The sequence below is a fragment of the Amycolatopsis sp. NBRC 101858 genome (assembly GCF_030269325.1).
Lineage (GTDB): Bacteria > Actinomycetota > Actinomycetes > Mycobacteriales > Pseudonocardiaceae > Amycolatopsis > Amycolatopsis ponsaeliensis.
The window spans coordinates 452,165-473,904 of record NZ_BSTD01000001.1; the positions used below are offsets into that span (position 1 = coordinate 452,165).

Genomic DNA, 21,740 nt, shown 5'->3' on the forward strand with positions numbered 1-21,740 from the left:
TTTTGCTGGAATTTACTCTGTACTTGCACACATCAGTACGGAAGTTGCGCAACCGGACGTCTGGCAAGGTGGGCTCATGACGCGTCCCGAAACCGCCGCCGAAGTGTTCGACGCGCTCGGCAAGGACTACGAACACGCCTTCCGGAACCTGGCCGAGCAGCGGGCCGCGATCACCGCGCTGGCCGGGGACCTCCCCGCCGGCGCCGCCGTGCTGGACCTCGGCTCGGGAACCGGACGCCCGACCGCCGACCTGCTCACCGCGGCCGGCCACGCGGTGACCGGGTACGACATCGCGCCGAAGATGGTCGAGATCGCGCGCGCCCAGGTGCCCGCGGCGCGCTTCGAGGTCGGCGACCTGCGCGAACTGTCCTTCGAGGCCGCCACCTGGGACGCGATCACAGCGTTCTTCTCGACGCTCCAGCTTCCCCGGGCCGACCAGGAGACGATGCTCGGCCGGTTCGCGGAGTGGCTGAAGCCGGGCGGCGTGCTCGTCTTCGCCACGGTGCCCGCCGACGTGGACGGCGTCGACATCGTCTTCATGGGACACCCGGTGCGCGCGAGCAGCTTCACGGCGGAGGTTCTCGCGGAGAAGCTGCGCGCGGCCGGCCTGGAGATCGTCCGCGAGGAGCAGGCACTTTTCGTGCCCGACCACCCCGACGCCGGGCCCGAACCCCACGTCTACCTCACCGCGCGCAAGCCTTCGTGAGTCGATCGTCGCGTCAACCCCTCACCAGGCTGATCACCCGGTGGACATGAATTTTACTCAAGTTCGTGCGTATCCCGGGCCGCGGAGCCGAGCTAAAGTGAGGAATGGGCATCGAAGCTCTCGCCAGGCCAGTGCCTCGCGAACACCGGGAGCTGGTGCGCGAGATGCTGGCCAGACTGCCCGAATTCGCCGACCGCCTCGCCCGCCTGCTGAGCGAAGAAGACGAGTTCTACCGCCAGGTGGAGCACGTCGCGCCCGGTGAGCTGCGGCAGGTCTGCCGGGCCAACCTCGAGCGCGCGCTGACCGCGCTGGTCGACGGCCGCGGCCTCGCCCTCGACGCCGCCCGCAAGACCGGGCTCGTCCAAGCGCGCCAAGGCATCCCGCTGCCCGCGGTGCTGCGCGCCTTCCGCATCGGCGGCACCTTCGTCTACGAATGCCTCCTCGAGCTCGCCGGGCCGGAGTTCCTCAACCCCACCCGGACGATCGAGATCAACTCCTACGTCTGGAAGGCGATCGACCTCTACTCCGACGCCCTGACCACGGCGTACGAGCAGGTCGCCGCCGAGCCGTCGCACGCCGACGCGCGCCGGCTGGACGACCTGCTCCGCGGCCGGCTCCCGAGCCAGGCCGACATGGAGGCCGCCGCCCGGGAGCTGGGCCTGCCGACCGCGGGCATGTTCGTCGTCGTGGTCACCGAACGCGTCGAGCCCGACGGGCAGGACACCGTCGAGGCGCTGCTGCGCGCCCGCCGCTGGCGCTCGGCCTGGCGGCCCGGCGGCGAGGCGGGCCTGGTCGCGATCGACCGCATCGAAGACGTCCGGCGGCTGCGCGAAGTGCTGGGCTCGCTGCCGGTGGCGGCCGGGATGAGCAAGCCGTTCAGCGGGTTCCCGGACGTCCCGGACGCGCTGCACCGGGCCCGGATCGCCCGCCGCTCGCTGCCCTCGGGCACCGCCGGCGTGGTGGTGTTCGGCGACTCGCCGGTGACGACGCTGGTCGCCGCCGCGCCGGGGATGGCCCGCGACGTCGTGCGGTCCGCGCTGGCCGGCGTGCTCACCCTGCCGGGCGCGGAACGCAAGGTCATGCTCGACACGCTGCTCGCGTGGTTCGCCGGCCACGGCTCGGCGAAGGAGGCCGCGGACCGCCTGTTCGTGCACCCCAACACGGTCCGCTACCGCCTGCGCCGCGTGCAGGACCTGACCAAGCGCGACCTCACCGACCCCGTCGACATCGGCGAGCTGTACGTCGCCCTCGAATCGGTGCGCCTCGACCCCGGACCGAGTGAGTGACCCCCACACCGGCGAAGCTCGGTTGACCCGCGGCCGGCGCGGTCCATTCCTCAGTGGACCAGCACCGACCGAGGAGGGGTCATGAAGAAGATGCTGACCGGGGCCGTCGTCGGCGCGCTCGTCGCGGTGTCCACGGCCGGAACCGCCGAGGCCGCCCCGGCTTTCGTGCCGCCGACGGCCGCGGGCTGCGGCGGCACCGGCTACGCACCGCCCGGCGGCGCGTGGGGCGCGGTGTCGAACTCGAGCTGCGGGCTGGCCGGTTCCCCCGGCCTGAAGATCCGCTACACCTACACCTCGCGCTCCGACGCCAGCCCGATCCACGCCTCCGCCAAGCACTACACCACCGCGGAAGGCAGCAACCCGGGTGCGGAGCAGTGGACCGAGTTCGGCGCCGGCACCCGCGGCGACAGCGGCCTGCTGCCCTGGGGCAACTCGCTGGCCATGAAGTCGATCAAGTTCCAGTCGATCAACGTGCTCGGCGCGATCGTCGACTGGTCGTGAGCAGGCTCTGGGTCCTGGCGCTGCCGGCACTGGCCTGCGCGTGCGGCGCGCCGACGGCGCCGGGACCCACCGCCGCCGAGACGGCCGTGCGCGAGTACGTGGCGCTGCGCAACGCGGGTGATCTGCCGGGGCTGCTCGGGAAGTCGTGCGGCGGCCTGTACTCCTCGACGGAAAGCCTGCTCGCGCAGAGCCCGGAGCAGCGCCGGGCGGTCACCGATTCGATGCGGGCGCACCCGGTCGAGGTCGAGTCGGTCGTCGTCGATCCGGCCGGGGACCACGTGTTCGGCGCGACGATGACCGGCTCCGCGCAGACCGCCGGCGGCCGCCGGACCGCCGTCCAGCACGGCGAGGTGCGGCAGTACCGGGACGGCTGGCGGGTCTGCGCACTCCATCCCTGACTTATTGACTTTCGATAGATATCCAGCGATAGTCGTCGCATGTTGACCGAAAGACGCGCGGTCGCCGCGCTCCGGGTGTTCCTCGTGGTGCTGTTCGGCGTGCTCCTCGTGTTCCAGACGCTGTCGCTGCCGGGCGGGATCGCCTACCAGACCTCGCAGAACCCGCACGACGCGAACCTGCGCTGGCCGCTGACCGCGATCGCGGTGTTCCTCGTGCTGTGCGTGCAGGTGGTGCTCGTCGCGACCTGGCAGCTGCTGACACTGGTCAAGAAGGACCGGATCTTCACCGCGGCGTCCCTGAAGTGGGTCGACGCGATCGTGTGGGCGATCGGCGCCGCGTGGCTGGTGTTCGTCGGCATGCTGATCTTCGTCGGCTTCAACGCGGACGACCCGGGGATGCCGATGCTGCTGTTCCTGGTGACGGTCGGGATCACCGTGCTCGGCCTGCTGATGGTGGTCATGCGCGCGCTGCTGCGCCAGGCCACCACCCTCCGGAGCGACCTGGAAGCGGTCATCTGATGGCGATCGTCGTGCGCATCGACGTCGAGCTGGCCAAGCGCAAGCTGAGTGTCGGCGAGTTCGCCGAGAAGGTCGGGCTGACCCCGGCCAACATCGCGGTGCTGAAGAACGGGCGCGCGAAGGCGGTCCGGTTCAGCACGCTGGAGGCGATGTGCCGGGTGCTCGGCTGCCAGCCCGGAGACCTGCTGGAGTGGGTCGACGAGTAGTGCTCGCCCCAGCGGCGGCGAGCGGGGCCGCAAGCTCGCCACCGCCGGCGCGACCGGAGCGAACCGGCCGCGCCCCAGCGCTCGCCCCGTGGCCGCAAGCTCCCCGCCTCGAGCGCAGCCGGGACCAGCCCGCCGCGTCCCTAGTGGTCGCCCCGGTGGCGGCGGGCGGCGAGGGCCGCCGCGGCGAAACCGTGGTCGAGCATCTCCTTCTCGTACTCCCCGACCGCGTCGAGCAGCGGTGCGCCCGACACCAGCCGTCCCGCGAGCAGGCCCGCGTCGTGCAGGGCCACGCCCGCGCTGATGCCCGCCGGTGGCATCGGGTGCGCCGCGTCGCCTGCCAGGGTCACCGGGCCCGGGGCCCACGGCTCGGGCCGCTCGGACGTGTACACGCTCGACGGCACCACGTACGCCGGGTCGCTCAGCCGGATCAGCGCACCCAGTGCCGGGTGCCAGTCCGCGAGCGTCTTCGCCGCCAGGTCGATCAGCTCGCCCGCGCCCAGCCGGAAGAAGCCCGGGCCGAACACGCTCGACGACGCGGCCGCCGCCCACATCACGTAGTCCTCGCCCGGCGGGAAGCCGAACTCGGCCGGGTCGCGCCGGAAGCGCTGCGCGGCGAGGACGATCCCGCGGCCGTCCGGGCCGGCCACCCCGAGGAAGCCTTCGAGCGCCGCGTCCGGGGTCAGGTCGCGGGCTTCGCGGGTCAGCGGGGTGCGGCCGTAGATCAGCCGCGCGTCGTCGGTGGTCACCGGGAAGTCCGGCAGCAGCTGCCGCCGGATGCCGGAGCCGACGCCGTCGGCGGCGACCAGCAGGTCGCCGTCTTCGGTGGTGCCGTCGGCGAACCGGACGCGCACCCGGTCGCCGGGCAGCAGGGTGTAGCCGGCGAACTCGGCGCCGAAGCGCGTGCAGCCGGCGAGGTCGCGCAGCATGATCCGGCGCAGCGTCAGCCGGTCGACGGTGATCCCGGCGGCCTCCGGCGGCACCGGGATCTCGGTGAAGGTCCCCAGGTCGGGGCCGGCCACGGTGACCCCGCGCCCGGTCCGGCACGACGTCGCCGCGGCCTGCTCGTACGCCTCGGACGGCAGCCATTCGCGCAGGGCCGCGTCGCCGTCGCCGCCGATGTGGATCCGGTAGCCCTGGGCGCGGGCGTCGACGGTGGCGTCCCGCTCGAAGAGCAGGACGTCGATGCCGTGCCGGCGCAGGCCGTGGGCCAGGCACGGGCCGGCCAGCCCGGCCCCGCTGATGAGAACTCGCATGGTTACCCCCGTGGTGAGATGGTCTCATCTGAGACCATCTCAGGATGCTAGCATTTTCCGCCATGGAGGCTCAACCGGTCGATCCGACCGCCATCGGGATGCTGCTCAACCGCGCCCACCGGCTGGCCCGCGCGCACGCCAACGACGCGGCGCGGCCGACGGGCATCGAGCTGCAGCACGCCGGCGTGCTCTCGGCGATCCGGGCCGGCGGGATCCGCAGCCAGCGCGAGCTCGGCGCGGCCCTCGGCGTCGACAAGTCCACCCTGGTCCGGATCGTCGACGACCTGGAGCACCGGAACCTGCTGCGGCGGCAGCGATCCCCGCAAGACCGGCGGGCGTACGAAATCGTGATCACCGAGGAGGGCGAGCGCCGGCTCGCCGAGGCGAACGAGCTGTTCGCCGAGGCGATGACCGGCTTGCTGAAGCTGTTCGACGACGACGAGCAGCGCCGGCTGCACGAGCTGCTGAACCGGTTCGTCGCGCAGGGCTAAGCCGCGTCGGCCTCCACCAGCCGGGCCAGCTCCAGCAGCGTGCTCTCGAAGCCGGGACCGGCGGTGAGCGCCACCGTGAGCGGACCCCCGCGCCGGCCGTGGCCCACCGGGAGCGTCACCGCCGGCTCCGTCCACTGGGGACGGTCCACACCGGCCGAGACGACCACGTCCGGCCGGGTCACCACCCGGCGGCGGCCGCCCGCGTCGAGGTCGAGCACGACGTTGCCGTGCAGGGAAAGCAGCGCCGCGACGTCGGCGACGGCGTCGCGCAGCTCGCGGTCGGCGATCGAGTCCGAATGCGCGCCGATCGCCGCCCGGGAGGGCTCGCCGCCGAGCCTCGGCACGATCACGCCGAGGTCGCCAAGGGTGCAGGCGAGCACCCGGATGCCGGGCACGCCGGCCAGCGGGTCGGTCAGGGTGATTCCCGCGCTCGCGGCCACCGCCACGATCCGGGCCCGCCAGCGCGCGGTGGCCGCGATGGCGACCATCGAAGGGTCCTGGGGCAAAAGGGATGCGCTCCTTTGCGGTCCGGCGCGGCGGAGGGTGGATCGTCCGATGGTGGGCCCGTGCCCGTTGTGCCCGGGAACAAACATGTTTGGTCACTTGGTCCGAACGGCGGCGTACATGCGGCCTTCCGGTGGCACCGGGTGACTGTGACCGCCGGTCACACTTTGACGTGCGGCGTGGCGCGGGCCACTATCCGCAGCACCTGATTACCGCCGGGTAATTTGCGTGTCGACGAAGACCGACCCAGGAGGACCGTTGCGACGTGCTTTCGGCCTGATCTTGCTGGCACTGGGCGTTTTCGCGGTCGCCGGGGCGGTGCTCCTCCCCACCTACGTCTACCCCAAGCTCGCCAAGGTGCCGCTCGACCAGGACTCGACGTCGGTGCTCGAAGGCACCGCGAGCAAGGTCCTCGCCGTGACCGACGACGGCTCCGGCCCGGTGTCGAACATCCGCGAGAACGCCAAGCTGACCGCGGTGGCGCACGTCCAGGCGAACTTCGCCGCACCCGAGATGCAGCAGGACACCGACTACGCGGTCTGGCTGCTGGCGGTGCAGGTCACCGACGACGCCGACAACACGGTGCTCAGCGCGAGCAAGCGGCAGGTCTGCTTCGACCGGCGCACCGGCGAGGGCTACGAGCCGAACGGCTCGACCGACCCGAAGTGCGATGCCAGGAGCAGCTACGTCACCGAACTGAAGGACAAGGCCGACAAGGACGGCCAGAAGCCGCCCGAGACGAACGTCGAGAAGGCGCAGCCCGGCCTGAACTTCAAGTTCCCCTTCGGCACCGAGCAGCAGGACTACAAGGTCTACGACGACAACACCGGCGCGGCGGTCACCGCCCGCTACGCCGGCACCGAGACGGTGAACGGGATCGAGACCTACAAGTTCGTCCAGGACATCCCGGACACGAAGCTCGACTCGAAGAAGGTGCCCGGCTCGCTGGTCGGCTCCGACCAGTCCAGCGTGGACGCCGACCTCTACTACCGCGGCGTCAACACGATGTGGGTGGAGCCGGTCACCGGGATCCAGGTCAAGCAGCAGCAACAGCAGCACCAGGAACTGCGCGTCGGCACCGGCGGCAGCGCGACGGTCGTGTTCGACGGGACGCTCGCCTACAACGGCCGGACCATCGCGCAGATGGTCGACCAGGTGAACGCGAACAGGGGCAAGCTGGAGTTCCTCTCGAGCACCGGCCCGCTCTGGCTCGGCATCGGCGGCGGCGTGCTCATCATCGCCGCGATCGTCGTGCTGGCCCGCCGCCGCCCGCCGGAGCCCCCGACGTCGCACCGGCGGCGCCAGGTCGCCTACGCGGGCAGCTGACTCAGCGCTTCCGGAGAACCAGGACCAGATTCCAGGACGCGATTTCACGCAGGCCGGGAATCCGCACGATCCACATCGCCCAGCTCGGGTGGTACCGCGGATACCCGGCCACGAAATCGGCGAGCGGCGTCGCCTTCGCCCAGCGGAGCGCGGCGCCGACGGAAACCGGGAACAGGCTTTCCCCGAATTTGTTCTTCGGCTGCTTCCCCAGTTTCCGGGAATACCGCTGCCGGGCGTAGTACCCGCCGAGGAAGTGCCACGGCGCGGTCTCGTGGCCGCCCCACGGCGAGTACCACGGCGTGAAGGACGCGAAGATCGTGCCGCCGGGCTTGGTCACCCGGCACATCTCGTCGAGCATCACCCACGGCTCGGCGACGTGCTCCAGCACGTTCGACGAGTAGCAGACGTCGACGGAACCGCTGCGCACGGGCAGTTCCGTGCCGCTGGCGCGGATCATGTTCTCCCCGGGCTCGCCGCGCGCGGACAGCTCGCCGACGTCCGGGTCGAGGCCGAGGTAGACCGCGCCGGCCGCGCGGAAGGCGTCGGAGAAGTAGCCGGGGCCGCCTCCGACGTCGAGCACCGTTCGCCCGGACAGCGGAGCGTGCGCCGCCAATTGCCGGACCGAGTCGCCGGCCAGCGCGGAATAGAAGCCGTCCGGGTCGGTCTGCTCGGTGAGGAACGTGCGGAACAGCGTGACGGAACGCCCGAGGGTGGCCTGATGAGGTCGGTCGAGCACCGGATTACCTACCATTGAACCGTCGCTTTCCCGAATACGTTCCTCTACTGTGTACGCACCGGTAACCTAGCATCGTCGCTACAGTTTGGATAACCCGATGGAACGACCTCGAGTGCTCCTCGTCAACTGGCGCGACACCGGCCACCCCGAAGGCGGCGGGTCGGAGCGGTACGTCGAGCGGATGGCCGAAGGGCTCGCGAGAGCCGGGTACCGGGTCGAAATCCAGTGCGCCGCCTACGCGGGCGCGACCGCGGGGGAATGGCGGGACGGCGTCCGCTACCGGCGGCGGGGCAACAAGTTCGGCGTGTACGCGCACGCGGTGCGTGCCATTCGCCGGGCCCGCGCCGACCTGGTGGTCGACGTGCAGAACGGGATGCCGTTCTTCGCCCGGCTGGTCGCCGGCTGTCCCGTGCTGGTGCTCGTGCACCACGTCCACAAGGAACAGTGGATCAGCGCGCTCGGCGAGACGCTGGGGCGGGTCGGCTGGTGGATCGAGTCGCGGCTGGCGCCGTGGCTGTTCCGGAAGTGCCGGTACGCCACGGTTTCCGAGGTCACCAAGGCGGAGCTGGCGGGCCTCGGGATCGAACGTTCGCGGGTGACGGTCGTGCCGAACGGCCTGGACGCGCCGCCGCCGTGCGCGTCCGAACGGGACGCTTCCCCGACCCTGGTCGCGGTGAGCAGGCTCGTGCCGCACAAGCGGATCGAGCACGCCATCGACGTCGTCGCGCGGCTCGCGCGGCGCTGGCCGGAGCTGCGGCTCGAGGTCGTCGGCCAGGGACCGTGGGACGAAGTGCTGCGCGAGCACGCGGCTTCGCGCGGGGTGGCGGACCGCGTGGTCCTGCACGGCTGGGTCGACGAGCAGGCCAAGCACGAGATCCTCGCGCGGTCGTGGCTGCACCTGTGCCCGTCGGTCAAGGAGGGCTGGGGCATCGTCATCATGGAGGCCGCGGCGCACGGCGTGCCGTCGGTCGCCTACCGCGCCGCGGGCGGCGTGGCCGAGTCCATCGTGGAGGGCCGCACCGGGCTCTTGGCCGAGGACTTCGAGGACTTCACGGCCCACGTGGACGGCTTGCTCGCCGACGGCCTGCGCCGGGCGGAAATGGGCCTGGCCGGGGCCGAGCGGGCCGGGCGGTTCAGCTGGGACGCGAGCATCGGGCAGTTCGAAACGCTGGTGCGGGACGTTTCCGGGCTCCCCGCGCCAAGGCCGCGGGTTCTGGGTCAGCTGCCGCGCGGCTCGGCGCTGGCGTCGTGAACGGCGTCGCGGAACTCGTCGAGCAGCCGGTTCGCCGCGGCCGCGTCGAAGTCCTTGCGGCGGGCCCGCACGGTCACCGTCGTGACGTCCCCCGTGGTCGCCGCCCCGAACGCCACGCCTGACCGGCCGCTCGCGGCCGGGTAGAACGCCAGCGAGCGCACGGTGTCCCCGGTGGACACCACGCCGAGGTTGGACACCAGGAACGTCGAGCCGAGCCGGCTCGCGAGCAGCCGCGTGCCCAGCCGGGCGAGCCGGCTGCTGCGGGCGGGGAAGTCCGGTTCCGGCGGCTGGTTCGCGAGCACCGCGGCGACGTCCGCGCCGGGTCCGAGCCGCAGCCGGAAGAACGCGCTGTCGTGCACCGGTTCCGGCGCGGCCCCGGAGCGCCACGACGCGCCCAGCGCGGCCACCACGCGGGCGGTGCGGGCGCCGTGCGCGCGGTTCCAGCTCGCGGTGGCGCGGGCGGCGGCCGCGACGAACCCCGCGGCCCCCAGGCGCAGCCGTGGCTCGTGCCGGGCGGCGAAGACGTCTCCTGCGGCCTCTTCACGCCGGTCAGGTGAGATCCGGCCCGGGGGCGCGAAAAGCGCCTCAGCGAGCCGCTGGACGGCCGAGAGGGCAAAGGGTTTGCCGCCGGCGCGGTCACCGATCCCCCGCGCCGCCGAGGAAACCGGGACGTCGAGCAGGACGCCGAGCAGCGAAAGCAGGCCGAGACCGTCGAGGGCACCGTGGTGCGCCGCGACGAGCAGCGTCGGCTCCTCGGCGCGGACGGCGACGCGCAGGAGCGGCGCGGTCCGTTCGTAGGGCGCCGAAGCGAAGCGGTCGCGGGTGGCCGGCAGGTCGGTGGTCCGCTCGATTTCGGGCACGGCACCGAGATGCGGGTACTGCTGGACGGCCGCCGCCAGCCGGGCCCGGAGCTTGTCCGGGTCGGGTGCGGCCGTGCCGAGGTCCGCTTCGAGGAGGATGCTCCAGGAAACGGTGGGGTCGCCGTAGAGCCCGACGACGCGGTGCGCGTGGTCGGAGGCGAGCCGGGTCACCGCGTCAGCGGTTCCCGTAGAGCTTGTTCGGGTGGTCGGCCGGGTTGTACTTCACCTGCGCGTTGAGCTTTTCCTGCACCTGGGCGGAGCTGTCCGGGTCGGCGCCCTGGGTGAGGGCGAAACCCGCTCCGGTCGCCAGACCGCCGCCGATGATGACGGCGGCGACCACGCCGATGATCGTGCCCACGTGTCACTCCTTCTGCGGCGGGGAACTCCTGCCGCGGCCCAATGTACGCATCGGTAACATGAGGCACAACAGTGCGACGCACAGCGACGCGAGCACTACTCCGTTCGCCACCAAGGCGGGCGCCCACGAGATCGCTTTCACCGCGGGCACACCCGGGGTCCGGTAGAGCGTCAGCCACTCACCCGACCACACCGGCGTCGCGCCGGCGAGCAACCGGGAATCGACGGAGCCGGGCGTCCCGTGCTCGACGAGGATCCAGCCGATGCCGGCGGCGGTGAGCTCCTGAGCGGACGTCGCGGCGCGGACGTCCCCGATGCGCGGGTCCTCCCCGGCGATGCGGTCCTGTCCCACTTGGAGCGTGTCGTCCATCAGCACGGGTCTCGGGAGCACGCGCGGCGCCGGGTCGAGCTGCGTCCGGTCGTCGTTCCACGCGAACCCGCGGAACGCCGAGAGCGGCAAGGTCAGCACGTCGCCGGGGCGGTCACCGAGCACTTCGGACACTGCCCGCCAGTCGGCCGGGTACTGCGCGGTGGCGAGCCGTCCCCAGCCTCCCCAGGCCAGGTCCGGCATGGTGAGCAGGGGGAAGACGGCCGCCGCCGAGACGAGCGCGATGCGCCCGCGCTCGGTTTTCAGCTTGGTCGCGGCGACCTCGATGGCCAGCGCGAAGCCCAGCGCCAGCGGCAACGCCCACCAGGCGACCCATTTCTGGGCGTCCCGCAGGAGTCCCGCGCCGGGCAGGTGCCGGGTGGCGGCGGTCAGCAGCGCGTCGCCGCCCGGCAGCGTCGCCAGGGACGCCAGCAGCACGCCCGCGGCGCCGAGGCCGAACAGCGAGCGGGCGGGCGCCTTTCCCCACCTCCGCGCGAGCGGGGCGAGCCCGGCGACCGCGATGGCGACGACGATGAGCGTCAGCACCGGGATGAGGGGCAGGGACCGGCTGCCGGGGACCGTTTCGGCGTTCCAGATGCCCCCCAGGCCGAGCACGCTGAGCAGCGCGGGTCCCCAGCTTTCGGGGCGGGCGCTGAACGCCGTGACGCCGGCCGGGTCGGAGTAGGTGCCTTCGGCGTTGAGGAAGGTCGGGACCAGCCACGGCAGGTTGAGCACGATGGCGATGGCGAGCGTCTGCCAGAGCCGGCGCGAGCCGGCGGCGACGGCCATGACGACGGCGGCCAGCACGCCACCGGGCGGGGTCAGGACCGCCGGGGCGCACGCGAGCACCAGCTTCGGCAGGGCGTTCGGCTCGTGCTCGCGCGCGGCGAGCCCCGCTTTGACGATCCAGGGCAGGCAGGCGTAGGCCAGCAGCAGCGGCCAGTGGCCGATGAACAGCCGCTCCGCGACGTACGGCGTCCAGGCGTACGCGGTCGCTGCGACGAGCCGGGTGCCCAGGCGCTCGGTCGGGACCAGCCGGCCGGCCCCCCAGGCGGCGCCGAAGAGGGCCAGCAGCAGGACGATCTTCTGGACGATGTCGCCGGGCAGCACGGTGGTCGCCAGCGCGACGGCGGCGTCGGCCGGGACCGACCGCGGCAGCGTGGCCCCGATCCCGAAGGCGTCCGGCACGAAGTACTGCCGGGGCGCGAACACCATGTCGTAGGACAGGACGAACCCGCGGCCCAGCAGCGGCGCGCAGACGGCGAACGCCAGCAGAGCGGACACGACGGGGAGCGCGAGCCGTCTGCCCGGTGCGTCCACTGCCCTTCCTTTCCGTTGCCCGCGCGGTTAGGGTCCCTGGAAATTACTCGCCGGTAATGGGAGCCCGCCGTTGAGCGTAGCCACCGAAGTGCCGGCCCGGACCGGCAACCGGGTCGCGGCGATCCTCGTCTCGCTCGCGCTCGCGGGCAACAACGCGGGCAGTTACGTGCTGAGCCTCGCGGCCGCGCGGATCCTCGCGCCCGGGGCGTTCGGGGAGCTGAGCTCGCTGCTGGCGGTGCTGGTGATCGGCGTCGTCCCGGCGATGGGACTGCAGACGGTGGTGGCGCTGCGGGTGGCGCGCTCGCCGTCGCTCGACCGGGGTCCGCTGTTCGCACTGGGGCTGCTGACGAGCGGGATCGTCGCGACGGCGGCGTTGACGCTCAGCCCGTTGCTGGTGCTCCTGCTGCACCTGGGGTCGCTGACGCCGGCGCTGCTGGTGACGGCCGCGCTCGGGCCGTTGACGCTGCTGGGCGTGTTCCACGGCGTGCTGCAGGGCGCGCACCGGTTCGCCGTGCTGGCCGGGCTGATCGCCTTGGAAGGACTGGGCAAGGTCGGCGGGTCGCTGGTGGGCCTGCTGGTCGCGGGCACCACGACGGGCGCCCTGGTGGGGACGGCGGTGGGGTCGCTGGCGGTGGTCGTGGCGGGCTGGCAGGTCTGCGGGCGCCCGCGGCCGCGCTGGGCCGACCGCCACGGCGTCGAAGTACTCCACACGGCGCAAGCGATGCTGGCGCTGGTGCTGCTGGTGAACCTCGACCTGGTGCTGGCGCGGCACACGCTGCCGTCTTCGGAGGCGGGCGAGTACGCGCTGGGAGCGATCGTCACGAAGATCGCGTACTGGCTGCCGCAGGCGGTGGGGGTGCTGGTGCTCCCCCGGTTCGCCGCGTCTTCGGGACGGCGCCGGGTGCTGCCGGTGGCGTTGGCGGTGTGCGCGTCCCTCGACGCTTTCGTGCTGCTGGCTTCGTTGGTGCTGGGGCCGTCGTTGCTGTCGCTGATCGGCGGCGCGCGGTACGCGGGGAGTTCGATGCCGGTTTGGCCGTTCGCGCTGGCCGGGTCGATGCTGGCGCTGGTCCAGATCCTGCTGTACGCCCGCCTGGCCGACGGCGACCGCCGGGTGGCGGTGCTGATGTGGGCGGCGGTGGCCGTGGAGGCGTTGCTGATCACGGCGTGGCTGCACGCGTCGGCAACCCAGGTGGTGACGGTGGCGGCCTGCTGCGCGGGCGGCTTGGCCGTGGCCGGCGCGATCCTGGAATTACGCTCCCGCCGCACCACCTGACTCACATACCCAGACAGTCGGCTCACGTACCCAGACAGTCGGCTCGCGTACCCAGACAGTCGGTTCGTGAGCCGACCCTCCAGGTACGCGAGCCGACTCCCCAAGTACGCGAGCCGACTCCTCAGGTACGTGAGCCGACCCTCCACGTACCTACGCTGGTTCCGTCGGGTTCTCCTTGCGGGTGAACCAGTCCACGCACGTGGCCACCATCGCAGCCGCCGCCAGGAGCAGCGCTGCCTGGGTCACCGGGCCGTACGCCCACTCCTGGCCGTGGCCCAGGATGCGGCCCGTCACCGATACCACCGCCGCCACGGCCATCCCGCCGAACGCCAGGTACCGGGGTGCCCGGTCCCAGAACTGCCGGGCCAGCAGGCACGCGATCAGCAGCACCACCGGCAGCATCCCGCCCAGCGCCACCAGCAGCACGATCAGCGCCACCGGCACCAGCGCGCCACCCCGCGGCACCGCGAACGGCCGCCGCCGGGCCGGCCAGAAGACGCCCACCAGCATCAGCACCACCGCCAGCGCGCCGATCAGCAACGCCGTCCGGTACGCCGAGTCCGGGGTGAACGCCAGCGAAACCACGCCACCCGCGCCCGCCGGGACGATCCACGCCTGCTGCCAGCCGTCGACGCGGGTGCGGGCCAGCTCGCGACCGTCCAAAGTGGCCACCCAGCCGGCGTTCGCGTTCTCCGGGACCGCAAGCACCGCCTCCGCCCCCGGCGCGACCTTCACCGAGCGCGACGCCGCGTCCCACTTCTCCACCTGCACCGCGCGGTGCACCGGCGGTGCCGCCGCCACCGAAGGACGCAGCCACAGGTCCTGGACGACGAACGAGTCCGACCGGTCCGTCCGCAGCTCGTGCCCGCCGGACGGCAGCGAGATTCCGCCCTCCGAATCGCGGCACATCCGCAGCTCCAGCGGCCGGTGAGCGGTGATGTCGGCCAGCGTGCCCTGCACCGACGTGCGGTAGTCGAGCCCGTCGAGGTGGACGTTCGGCCCCGAGCCGCACGGCACCGTGAACGCCGGGTCCGGCCCGGGCAGGAGCCCGTCGGTGCCGGACAGCTCGAGGCTGCCGATCCCCACCGTGGAGCGGGCCGCGGGGTCGTCGTCGTCCCCGGGCAGCACGACCTGCAACTGGTCGGTGTCCAGGGGCTCGAACGACGCCGACCCGCCCGCGTCGAGCTGCACCGTGCGCGTCCCGGACTTGCCCACCAGCTCGACCTGCCGCGGGATCTGCGCCCCGCTCGAGGGCGCGACCCCGATGTGCAGCCCCGAAATCCGCTTCGGCCCGGTCCAGCCGAGGGTCAACGCCGGGCGCAGGTCGGTGACGTCGGGACGCCACGTCGTCCCCGCGTCGCCGTCGACCGCCGCGAAGCCGCCCGCCGCCGGGTCGCCGGCCAGCTGCGACGTCGACGACACCGTGACCCCCGGCAGCTGCACCGGGTTCTTCCCGCCGCCGGCGGGCAGCACCGAGCCGCCGACGAGGAACGTCTGCTCGGCGGGCGTGCTGAACAGCCGCCGGATGCCGTCCGGCTCTTCGCCGTCCCGCGCGGCGGACGCGTCGCACCGCACCGCGCCGTCGGCGGGCAGGCACGCGTACCGCGGCTGGGCCCCGCGCGTGAACGCGAACCCGGGCGCCGGCCCGGCGGGCAGGTCGGCCGGGACCTCCAGCGCGCGCTGCGGCTCGGTGTCCGGGATCTTCAGCTCCGCGATGCCGACGTTCCCGTCCTGCCGCCCGACCACCAGCGACAGCAGCGTGATCCGCACCTTGCGGGTGACCCCGGCGATGACGGAGTAGGTGTGCGACCCGGCGCCGCGGATCACCTGCTGGTCGATCGAGCCGTTGTCGGTGGTGATCCGGATCCGGGTCGGCGGCCAGCCCACCCGCAGGTCGTCGACCATCTGCAGGTCCACGGCGTTCACCAGCCGCGGGGTGTCCAGCTCCACCTCGAGCCACTGCCCGACCGGCCCGGTGAACGACGACGAGTGCCACGACGTGCGCGGGTCGCCGTCGATCGCGGCGAACGGCTGGTGGCCGGGATCGGACCCGCCGAACGCGTCGGCGAAGGACGCGGCCGTCGACGCCGTCACCGCGCGGATCCCCCGGTAGGCGGCGACGGTCTGGTGTTCCTCGCCTGGGAACGGCAGGACGTCACCGGCCGCCCGCTGCTGGCGGAACGCCTCCCCGGCGGTCAGGGTCTGGCTGAGGTTGTCGCGCACGCCGCCGACGTTCCGCTCGGCGCGGCGCAGGCCGTCGGTCACCAGCCGCGGTCCGCCGGGCGAGCCGCCGTCGCCGGTCAGCACGGTCGGCGTCGCCGGGTCGAGCTGGCCGGAGTCGATCAGCGGGAGCAGGTTCTCCGGGCCGCCGCTCACCGTCGGGACGTCCGTTGTGGACGTCGCCGTGGCCAGCGGCACCGGCTGCCGGACTTCGTAGATCTCGAGGGGACCGAACACCGCCGCCTTGCCGATGCCGGGCGAGCCGGCCAGCCCGGACCGCAGCGTCGCGATCGGCGGTGCGGTGTTCCGGTCCCGGTCGATGTCGTTGCGCAGCAGCAGGAACCGGTACCCGGACCGCGCGAGCAGCGCGGCGAGCCCCGGGTCGCCGCGGCCGTCGGCGAGCGCCGCGTCGACCGAGTCCATCAGCCGCGTGTTGCCTTCCGATCCCAGCGGCACCTGGTTGCGGACCGCCCACGGGCTCTTCGCGATCGCCTGCGCGGGCTCGTCGACCGTGCGGCCCCAGTCGTACTCGCCGAACCCGGTGGCGGGCAGCAGCAGCGTCCGCGCGTTCGGGTCGGCCTTGGCGACGTAGCCCATCGCGTCGTACCAGTAGCCGGGCACCTCGTCCCAGCCCGGCCCGGACCGCAGGTTCAGCAGCCACGCGGGCGCGGCCATCACCAGCACCAGCAGCAGGCCCAGCGCGGGTCGCACGAACCGGCGTGCGGACTTCAGCCGGGCCGGGCTCGAGATGCCGTGCACGAACGCCAGCATCAGCGGCAGCCGCAGCACCGGCTCGAACTTGTGGACGTTGCGCAGCGGGGCGAGCGGCCCGTCGAGCAGGTGCCGGACCTGCTCGGCCAGCGGGCTGTCGAGCGTGCCGACGTAGCCGATGGTCAGCAGCGTCAGCCCGGTGAGGACGCCCAGCACCAGGAACCGGCGCTCCGGCAGGCCGCGGCGGGTGAGCCCGAGCAGGCCGACGCCGGCGACGAGCCCGGTCGCCAGCATCAGCACGGGGTTGTCGATCAGCGACCAGCCGCCCGGCCACCACGGCGTGCCCTGCACGACGTAGGCGACCCACTGGTTGGTCCCGCGCAGCACCTCGAACAGCGACATCGGCGCGGTCGTGTTCGTCGCGGACTCGATGTAGTCCAGGAACGGCAGGCTGTATTCGCCGAGCAGCAGCAGCGGCAGGATCCACCACAGCGTCGCGCCGACGACGAAGACGAACCACCACAGGACCAGTTCGACGTGGTGGCGCGTCCACTTGCGCGTCAGCAGCCACAGTCCCGGCAGGACGAGCGCCATCACGACCATCGCGCCGTTGACCCCGCCCATGCACAGGACGGCGACGGCGGACAGCCCGGCGGCCCGCCGCGGCGAGCCGATCGTCCCGGCCCGGACCAGCGGGACCAGGACCCACGGGAGCAGCACCGCGGGCAGCATCTCCGCGGACAGCCCGCCGATTTCGGTCAGCATGCGCGGCGCGAGCGCGTACCCGAGCGCGCCGATCAGCCGCGTGCGCTCGGTGCCGAGCTTCATCGCCCGCGCGAGCAGCAGGGCACCGCCGAACGCGGCCGAGAGCAGGAGCGCGCCCCACAGCCGCTGCGCGACCCACGCCGGGACGCCGGCGGCCTGGCAGAGCGCGAAGAACGGGCCCATCGGGAAGAGGTAGCCGTACGCCTGGTTCTGCAGCTCCCCCGCCGTGGCTTGCGGGTTCCACAGGTGCAGCGCGCGGCCGAGGAAGGCGAGCGGGTCGACGGCGAGGTCGAGCTTCGTGTCGAACGTCGTCTTCCCCGGCATCTGCAGGAACGACAACGTGGTCAGCGCCAGCACGATCCACGTGCTCGGCCGCCGGAAGAACGCGCCCACCGAGAACTTCCGGGCGCCGCTCGAGGGCGGAGCGTCGTCCCGGGACCGTTCGCGGGTGGCGGTTACCATCCGGTAGATACTAGGCCGAAACCTGGCTACGATGTGCCGACGATTTTCCCGGGTCCCCCGAACTCCAGGCAGGTGCGCCATTCCGGACGAACTGGTGGCGGACGGCTTCGCCGACGCGTGGGCTCTCGCCGAGCCGGTCAAGGGCTGGATGACGCGCGCTCAGGGCGAGGCCCTGTGGCAGGCCGCGCGGCGGCTCGAAAAGGGCGACGTCATCCTGGAAATCGGCAGTCACCAGGGCAGATCCACGATCGTCCTCGGCGCGGCGGCCCGCACGGTCGGCGCCACGGTGATCGCCGTGGACCCCTTTGTCGACGGGCGGCTGTTCGGCGGATCGCCGACGCGGCAGCTGTTCGAGCGCAACATCCGCCAGGCCGGGCTGGACGACGTCGTCGAGCTCGTCGCCGGCTACAGCACGGAACTGCGCCCTGACTGGGACCGGCCCATACAGCTGCTTTACATCGACGGCAAGCACGACTACTGGACCTACACCGACGACCTGCGCTGGTCGGCGCACCTGCCGCCGGACGCGGAAATCCTGGTCCACGACTGCTTTTCCTCGATCGGCGTCACGCTCGGCACGATCGCGAAGGTCCTCTTCGGACGCCGGTACGCCTATGTGGACCGCGCGACGTCGCTGGCGCGGTTCAAGCTGACGCCACCGTCCACGGCGGACCGCGTGCGCGTGCTGGCGCAGCTGCCGTGGTTCCTGCGCAACGTCGGGATCAAGGTGCTGCTGCGCCTGCGGCTGCGGCCGGTCGCCCGGCTCTTCGGCCACGACAGCCCGTACGACCCCTACTGAGTCACCGGCTTCCCGACCTCGACCTTCGCGACGCACACCGGCGCGCCCGCGCTCGACAGCTGCAGGCCGATGTGGTCGAAGAGGCCGTCCACCGGCAGGTACAGCGAGTGCAGCCCGGCCTGGAACCACACCGGCGTCCGGTCCACCAGCCCTTCGCCGCCGTCGGAGGTGAAGTAGTCGATCTTCAGCAGGTGCCGGCCCAGCATCGGCGTGTCCAGCGGGACGCTCACCAGCGTCTGGCCGACCGTGTACCCGCAGTTCGGCACCGGCCCCGGCACCCCGCGGGACTCCGCGGCCACGCCGGTGATCTGGTGCGGCGTGCCGGTGGCGTCGAGCAGGTGCATCCGGTTCGTCGGCTGGTCGAAGTGCGTGCCGGGCACCAGGCCGGCCACCCGGGACGCCTGCGAGTCCGCGCCGAACCACTCGTGGACCACATCGGACGGCACGAACGTGTCGTAGAAGACCAGATCCGGGTCCTCGGCCACGGCCGCCCGGACGTTTCCGAGGTACTGCGCGGAATGCTCGAACCGCAAAGCCGGAGCCAGCCGCGAAAATCCCACCGCGAAGCTGACGAGCAAAAGCACGCACACGGCTAGCGCGATCGGCCGCTCACGCTTTCCGCCGGACGGCGCAACTTCGCCGGAGGGCAGGAACGCGAACGCTCCACAAAGGGCGGCCACGAACGCCAGTTCGGCGAGGTACCTCGGATCGTCGCCGGCGGCCGGGCCGACTTCGCGCAGCCGCGTCAGCGCCAGCAGCCCGACGTCCATCGCGAACAGCAGCCCGAGCAGCGCCCACGCCCGCCAGGCCCGGCGGCCGCGGATCCGCGCGGCGGCGAGCAGCAGCGCCAGTGCCGCGGCGAACACCACGACCACGACCGCGAACGGCGACGGCGCCCAGGTCGCGCCCGGGCCGGGCCCGGACCACGGCCCGCCGGCCAGCCCGGGCAGGAAGGTGTCGCCGAGCATCCGGCCGGTCAGGTCGGCGACGGTCCCGGCCGTCATCGGCGTGCCGCCGGACGCCACCTGGCTCGACGTCAGCGCGAGGTAGGCCACGACGAACGCGGCGAGCAGCACCGCGTGCCCCGCCCAGTAGCGCCACCGCTCCCGGAAGGACTGTCCGAGCAGGACGGTCACGCCGACCAGCAGCAGCGGGACCACGACGGCCTTTTCGTAGAACGCGAGGCCGAAGAGCGTCCACGCGAACGTGCCGATCCACCACCGGCCGCCCTCGCGCAGGTAGCGGACGTGCCAGTACAACGCCCCGGTGGCCGCCAGCACCACGGGCACGATCTGGACGCCGTAGGCCCACCACAGCGTCGGGACCAGCAGCAGCGTCGAGGCCGTGAACACGGTGAACGGCACCAGGATCGCCCAGCGGTGGCCGAAGCAGCGCACCAGCAGGCACCAGAACAGCACCGTCGCGGCGGCCCGCATCAGCAGCAGCGGCGCCACCATGAGCGGGAAGTTCAGCGGCGCCCACCACGTCATCACCGCCGCCAGGAAGAACCCGCCGGGCGTCAGGTGCCCGTGGTAGTCCTGGAAGAGGTAGCCGAGGTCGAACGGCCCGGCCACGGCCGCCCGGTAGGTCATCACGAAGTCGTCCTGCGCGAAATTCCCGTGCAACGCCGCCCAGGCGTGGAACGCGAACGGAACGGCACCCGCGACGAACGCCGCCAAGACCAGGACGGACGGTCTTCGCGCCACCCGTGGGGCGGGCTTTTCGGTCTCCACCAACACGGGTGTCCTCACTTCTTGCAGGCCGGCGGCTGGCACATGAGCGTGCTCAGCGCCTGGTAGAAGACGTCGGAAATCTTGCGCGGGTCCGGCGTGGTGAACGACTCGCCGCCGGTCGCCGCCGAAACCTGCTTCAGCTCGCTCGCGTCGATGTCGGGACCGATGCCGATCCCGATCACCGGCAACGGTTTCCGCGGGTCCTGCAGCCGGCCCAGCTCGGCGAGCAGGCCGGGCAGCCCGACGGAGTCGCTGTCCTCGTTGCGGCCGTCGGTCAGCACGACGACGACGTTGATCCGGCCGAGCTGCCAGTTCTGCCGCGCGTTCTGGTACGCGGCGAGGATCGAGTCGTACAGCCCGGTCGCGCCACCGGGCTTCGGCTTGACCGCCTGCAGCGTCGCCACCCCGCCCCCGGCGAGCTGTTCGGCGATGGACCGCATCGGCAGCAGTTCCTTGTAGTCCTTGTCGCCGTCGAGCTTGGTGGAAAACAACCACAGGCCGATTTCCGTGGTGGGCTTGAACAGCCCGAGGCCCTGCGTCGCGGCTTCCAGGGTGAGCGCCATCCGGCTCCGGCCGGTGCCGGGGACGGTGGCGGCCATCGAGCCGGAGACGTCGAGCAGGACCTGGACGCGGGCGCTGAGGTTCGCCCCGGCCCACGCCTGCAGCACGCCGTACATCGCGTCCGGCGGGGGCGGTCCGGCCGGGCGCGGCGCGGCGTCGGTGCGGGTGTCGCGCGGCCGGTCGCCGAGCAGCTGCCCGGACGGCGTCCGGAACCCGGCGTCGGCGAACGTCTTCGTCGCGGTCTGGTCGAGCAGCAGCCGCAGGAACCGCTCGGCCGCCGAGCGCGAAGCCTCCGACGCGCGCGGCAGCACGACGTACGGGTAGTCGAAGCTCGGCACGCCGGCCGCGGGGTAGGCGGCGACGAGCTTGCGCGCCAGCACGGACTGCTCCGACGCCGGCGACGCGGTGAACGGCTGTTTCACCGCCGACAGCTTGCGGATCTCCTCGGTGAACGCCGCGGCGGGATCGGGCGCGTCCTTGGTCAGCTGCTGCAGCACGATCAGCGCGGCGATCCCGGCCGGGTCGCGGCTCGGGTCGGGCAGCCCGACCGGGCTCCCCGCAAGGACGTCCGACCAGGACGGTGACTTCCCGGGCCAGCCGGCCTGTTTCGCGACCTCGTCGGTCAGCGCCAGCACGACCGGCGAGCTCGCCACCGACTGGCCGGACTCGGGCAGGTTCCACGCGCCGCCGTCGCGGGCCTGCAAAAGCCAGGTGCTCGACTCCGGCACCCAGACGTCGGGACCGTTCGCGCCGTTGGCTTCCAGCGCCGCCGCGGTGGCCGCCGCCGCGGACGCTGTGACCTCGACGGTGTAGCAGTCCGGCCCCGGTACCGTGCGGGCCAGTTCGGTGAGCACGGGCGCGACGTCGGGCGCCGCGGTGATGTGGACCGGCGTCGTGGTGTCGCAGCCACCGGCGGCGAAGCGGTCACGCAGGTAGTCCACACCGGCCCAGGCGAGCAGGGCGACCACGAGCAGCACGCTCAGGACGACGACCCGCGCGTCGAAGCGCCGGGATCGCGCCGGGTGTGCCGCCATGCACGTACCTTCCGTCGTGAAGTCTTGGCAGCTTGCCAGCCGGGTGAGCGGGAAGCCAGTACCGATAGCGGAAAGTCACCATCGCCGCGTGATCCCGTGG

20 protein-coding genes are annotated in these 21,740 nt (G+C 72.5%); 11 read left to right on the top strand and 9 right to left on the bottom strand.

What is annotated here, in order from left to right:
- The first annotated feature begins 76 nt into the window (after nucleotides 1–76).
- The 6 genes from QSK39_RS02095 (at nucleotide 77) to QSK39_RS02120 (ending at nucleotide 3,616) form a co-directional block, all read left to right on the top strand.
- Nucleotides 77–706 (top strand): class I SAM-dependent methyltransferase, encoded by a 630-nt coding sequence (locus QSK39_RS02095; protein ID WP_285475960.1) that lies wholly within the window; start codon nucleotides 77–79, stop codon nucleotides 704–706.
- A 104-nt stretch (nucleotides 707–810) separates the two neighbouring features.
- Nucleotides 811–1,992 carry a PucR family transcriptional regulator gene (locus QSK39_RS02100; RefSeq protein ID WP_285475961.1) on the top strand — a complete coding sequence of 394 codons (1,182 nt, stop codon included), beginning with the start codon at nucleotides 811–813 and terminating at the stop codon, nucleotides 1,990–1,992.
- An 81-nt stretch (nucleotides 1,993–2,073) separates the two neighbouring features.
- Nucleotides 2,074–2,493, top strand: coding sequence for a hypothetical protein (locus QSK39_RS02105; protein ID WP_285475962.1), 420 nt, complete (start codon nucleotides 2,074–2,076; stop codon nucleotides 2,491–2,493).
- Complete coding sequence (locus tag QSK39_RS02110) at nucleotides 2,490–2,891, top strand: hypothetical protein (protein ID WP_285475963.1); 402 nt, start codon at nucleotides 2,490–2,492, stop codon at nucleotides 2,889–2,891. Before QSK39_RS02105 ends, QSK39_RS02110 begins: the two co-directional genes overlap by 4 nt.
- Nucleotides 2,892–2,930: 39 nt before the next feature.
- Complete coding sequence (locus QSK39_RS02115) at nucleotides 2,931–3,410, top strand: DUF2975 domain-containing protein (protein ID WP_285475964.1); 480 nt, start codon at nucleotides 2,931–2,933, stop codon at nucleotides 3,408–3,410.
- Nucleotides 3,410–3,616, top strand: coding sequence for a helix-turn-helix domain-containing protein (locus tag QSK39_RS02120; protein ID WP_284746075.1), 207 nt, complete (start codon nucleotides 3,410–3,412; stop codon nucleotides 3,614–3,616). Before QSK39_RS02115 ends, QSK39_RS02120 begins: the two co-directional genes overlap by 1 nt.
- Nucleotides 3,617–3,756: 140 nt before the next feature.
- On the opposite strand, the gene QSK39_RS02125 is transcribed toward QSK39_RS02120, so the two are convergent.
- A complete protein-coding gene (locus tag QSK39_RS02125; protein WP_285475965.1) occupies nucleotides 3,757–4,869 on the bottom strand; it encodes an FAD-dependent oxidoreductase in 1,113 nt (370 codons plus the stop codon).
- Nucleotides 4,870–4,931: 62 nt separating this feature from the next.
- Here QSK39_RS02125 and QSK39_RS02130 point away from each other — a divergent pair, with 62 nt between their 5' ends.
- Nucleotides 4,932–5,360 carry a MarR family winged helix-turn-helix transcriptional regulator gene (locus QSK39_RS02130; protein WP_285475966.1) on the top strand — a complete coding sequence of 143 codons (429 nt, stop codon included), beginning with the start codon at nucleotides 4,932–4,934 and terminating at the stop codon, nucleotides 5,358–5,360.
- Here the strand turns inward: QSK39_RS02130 and QSK39_RS02135 are convergent.
- Complete coding sequence (locus tag QSK39_RS02135) at nucleotides 5,357–5,848, bottom strand: hypothetical protein (RefSeq protein WP_285475967.1); 492 nt, start codon at nucleotides 5,846–5,848, stop codon at nucleotides 5,357–5,359. The genes QSK39_RS02130 and QSK39_RS02135 overlap by 4 nt on opposite strands.
- A 274-nt stretch (nucleotides 5,849–6,122) precedes the next feature.
- On the opposite strand from QSK39_RS02135, the gene pgfA reads away from it, so the two are divergent.
- On the top strand, nucleotides 6,123–7,190 hold the full coding sequence (pgfA, locus tag QSK39_RS02140; protein ID WP_285475968.1) for a cell envelope lipid trafficking protein PgfA: 1,068 nt from the start codon (nucleotides 6,123–6,125) through the stop codon (nucleotides 7,188–7,190).
- Nucleotide 7,191: 1 nt separating this feature from the next.
- Here the strand turns inward: pgfA and QSK39_RS02145 are convergent, their stop codons facing one another.
- Nucleotides 7,192–7,926, bottom strand: a complete 735-nt coding sequence (locus QSK39_RS02145; RefSeq protein WP_285475969.1) for a class I SAM-dependent methyltransferase — start codon at nucleotides 7,924–7,926, stop codon at nucleotides 7,192–7,194.
- Nucleotides 7,927–8,023: 97 nt separating this feature from the next.
- Here QSK39_RS02145 and QSK39_RS02150 point away from each other — a divergent pair, with 97 nt between their 5' ends.
- Entirely contained in the window at nucleotides 8,024–9,178 is a 1,155-nt protein-coding gene (locus QSK39_RS02150; protein WP_285475970.1) for a glycosyltransferase family 4 protein, read from the top strand.
- Here the strand turns inward: QSK39_RS02150 and QSK39_RS02155 are convergent.
- The 3 genes from QSK39_RS02155 to QSK39_RS02165 are packed head-to-tail and all read right to left on the bottom strand — an operon-like array spanning nucleotide 9,145 to nucleotide 12,082.
- Nucleotides 9,145–10,209, bottom strand: a complete 1,065-nt coding sequence (locus QSK39_RS02155) for a hypothetical protein (RefSeq protein ID WP_285475971.1) — start codon at nucleotides 10,207–10,209, stop codon at nucleotides 9,145–9,147. The genes QSK39_RS02150 and QSK39_RS02155 overlap by 34 nt on opposite strands.
- Before the next feature lie 4 nt (nucleotides 10,210–10,213).
- The gene (locus QSK39_RS02160; protein ID WP_284746067.1) at nucleotides 10,214–10,396 is read right to left on the bottom strand and encodes a hypothetical protein; all 183 of its coding nucleotides are present in this window, start codon (nucleotides 10,394–10,396) and stop codon (nucleotides 10,214–10,216) included.
- Between the two features lie 3 nt (nucleotides 10,397–10,399).
- Nucleotides 10,400–12,082, bottom strand: a complete 1,683-nt coding sequence (locus QSK39_RS02165) for an MmpA family trehalose lipid delivery protein (RefSeq protein ID WP_285475972.1) — start codon at nucleotides 12,080–12,082, stop codon at nucleotides 10,400–10,402.
- Nucleotides 12,083–12,152: 70 nt separating this feature from the next.
- On the opposite strand from QSK39_RS02165, the gene QSK39_RS02170 reads away from it, so the two are divergent.
- Complete coding sequence (locus QSK39_RS02170) at nucleotides 12,153–13,355, top strand: lipopolysaccharide biosynthesis protein (protein ID WP_285475973.1); 1,203 nt, start codon at nucleotides 12,153–12,155, stop codon at nucleotides 13,353–13,355.
- 150 nt (nucleotides 13,356–13,505) lie between these two features.
- Here QSK39_RS02170 and QSK39_RS02175 read toward each other — a convergent pair whose 3' ends face one another.
- Complete coding sequence (locus QSK39_RS02175) at nucleotides 13,506–17,513, bottom strand: alpha-(1->3)-arabinofuranosyltransferase (protein WP_285475974.1); 4,008 nt, start codon at nucleotides 17,511–17,513, stop codon at nucleotides 13,506–13,508.
- Between the two features lie 94 nt (nucleotides 17,514–17,607).
- Between QSK39_RS02175 and QSK39_RS02180 the strand changes: the two genes are divergently transcribed.
- Complete coding sequence (locus QSK39_RS02180) at nucleotides 17,608–18,312, top strand: class I SAM-dependent methyltransferase (RefSeq protein ID WP_285475975.1); 705 nt, start codon at nucleotides 17,608–17,610, stop codon at nucleotides 18,310–18,312.
- On the opposite strand, the gene QSK39_RS02185 is transcribed toward QSK39_RS02180, so the two are convergent.
- Complete coding sequence (locus tag QSK39_RS02185; RefSeq protein ID WP_285475976.1) at nucleotides 18,306–20,048, bottom strand: hypothetical protein; 1,743 nt, start codon at nucleotides 20,046–20,048, stop codon at nucleotides 18,306–18,308. The two genes, QSK39_RS02180 and QSK39_RS02185, sit on opposite strands and share 7 nt — an antisense overlap.
- Nucleotides 20,049–20,059: 11 nt before the next feature.
- Nucleotides 20,060–21,640 carry a substrate-binding and VWA domain-containing protein gene (locus QSK39_RS02190; protein ID WP_285475977.1) on the bottom strand — a complete coding sequence of 527 codons (1,581 nt, stop codon included), beginning with the start codon at nucleotides 21,638–21,640 and terminating at the stop codon, nucleotides 20,060–20,062.
- Between the last annotated feature and the right edge of the window lie 100 nt (nucleotides 21,641–21,740).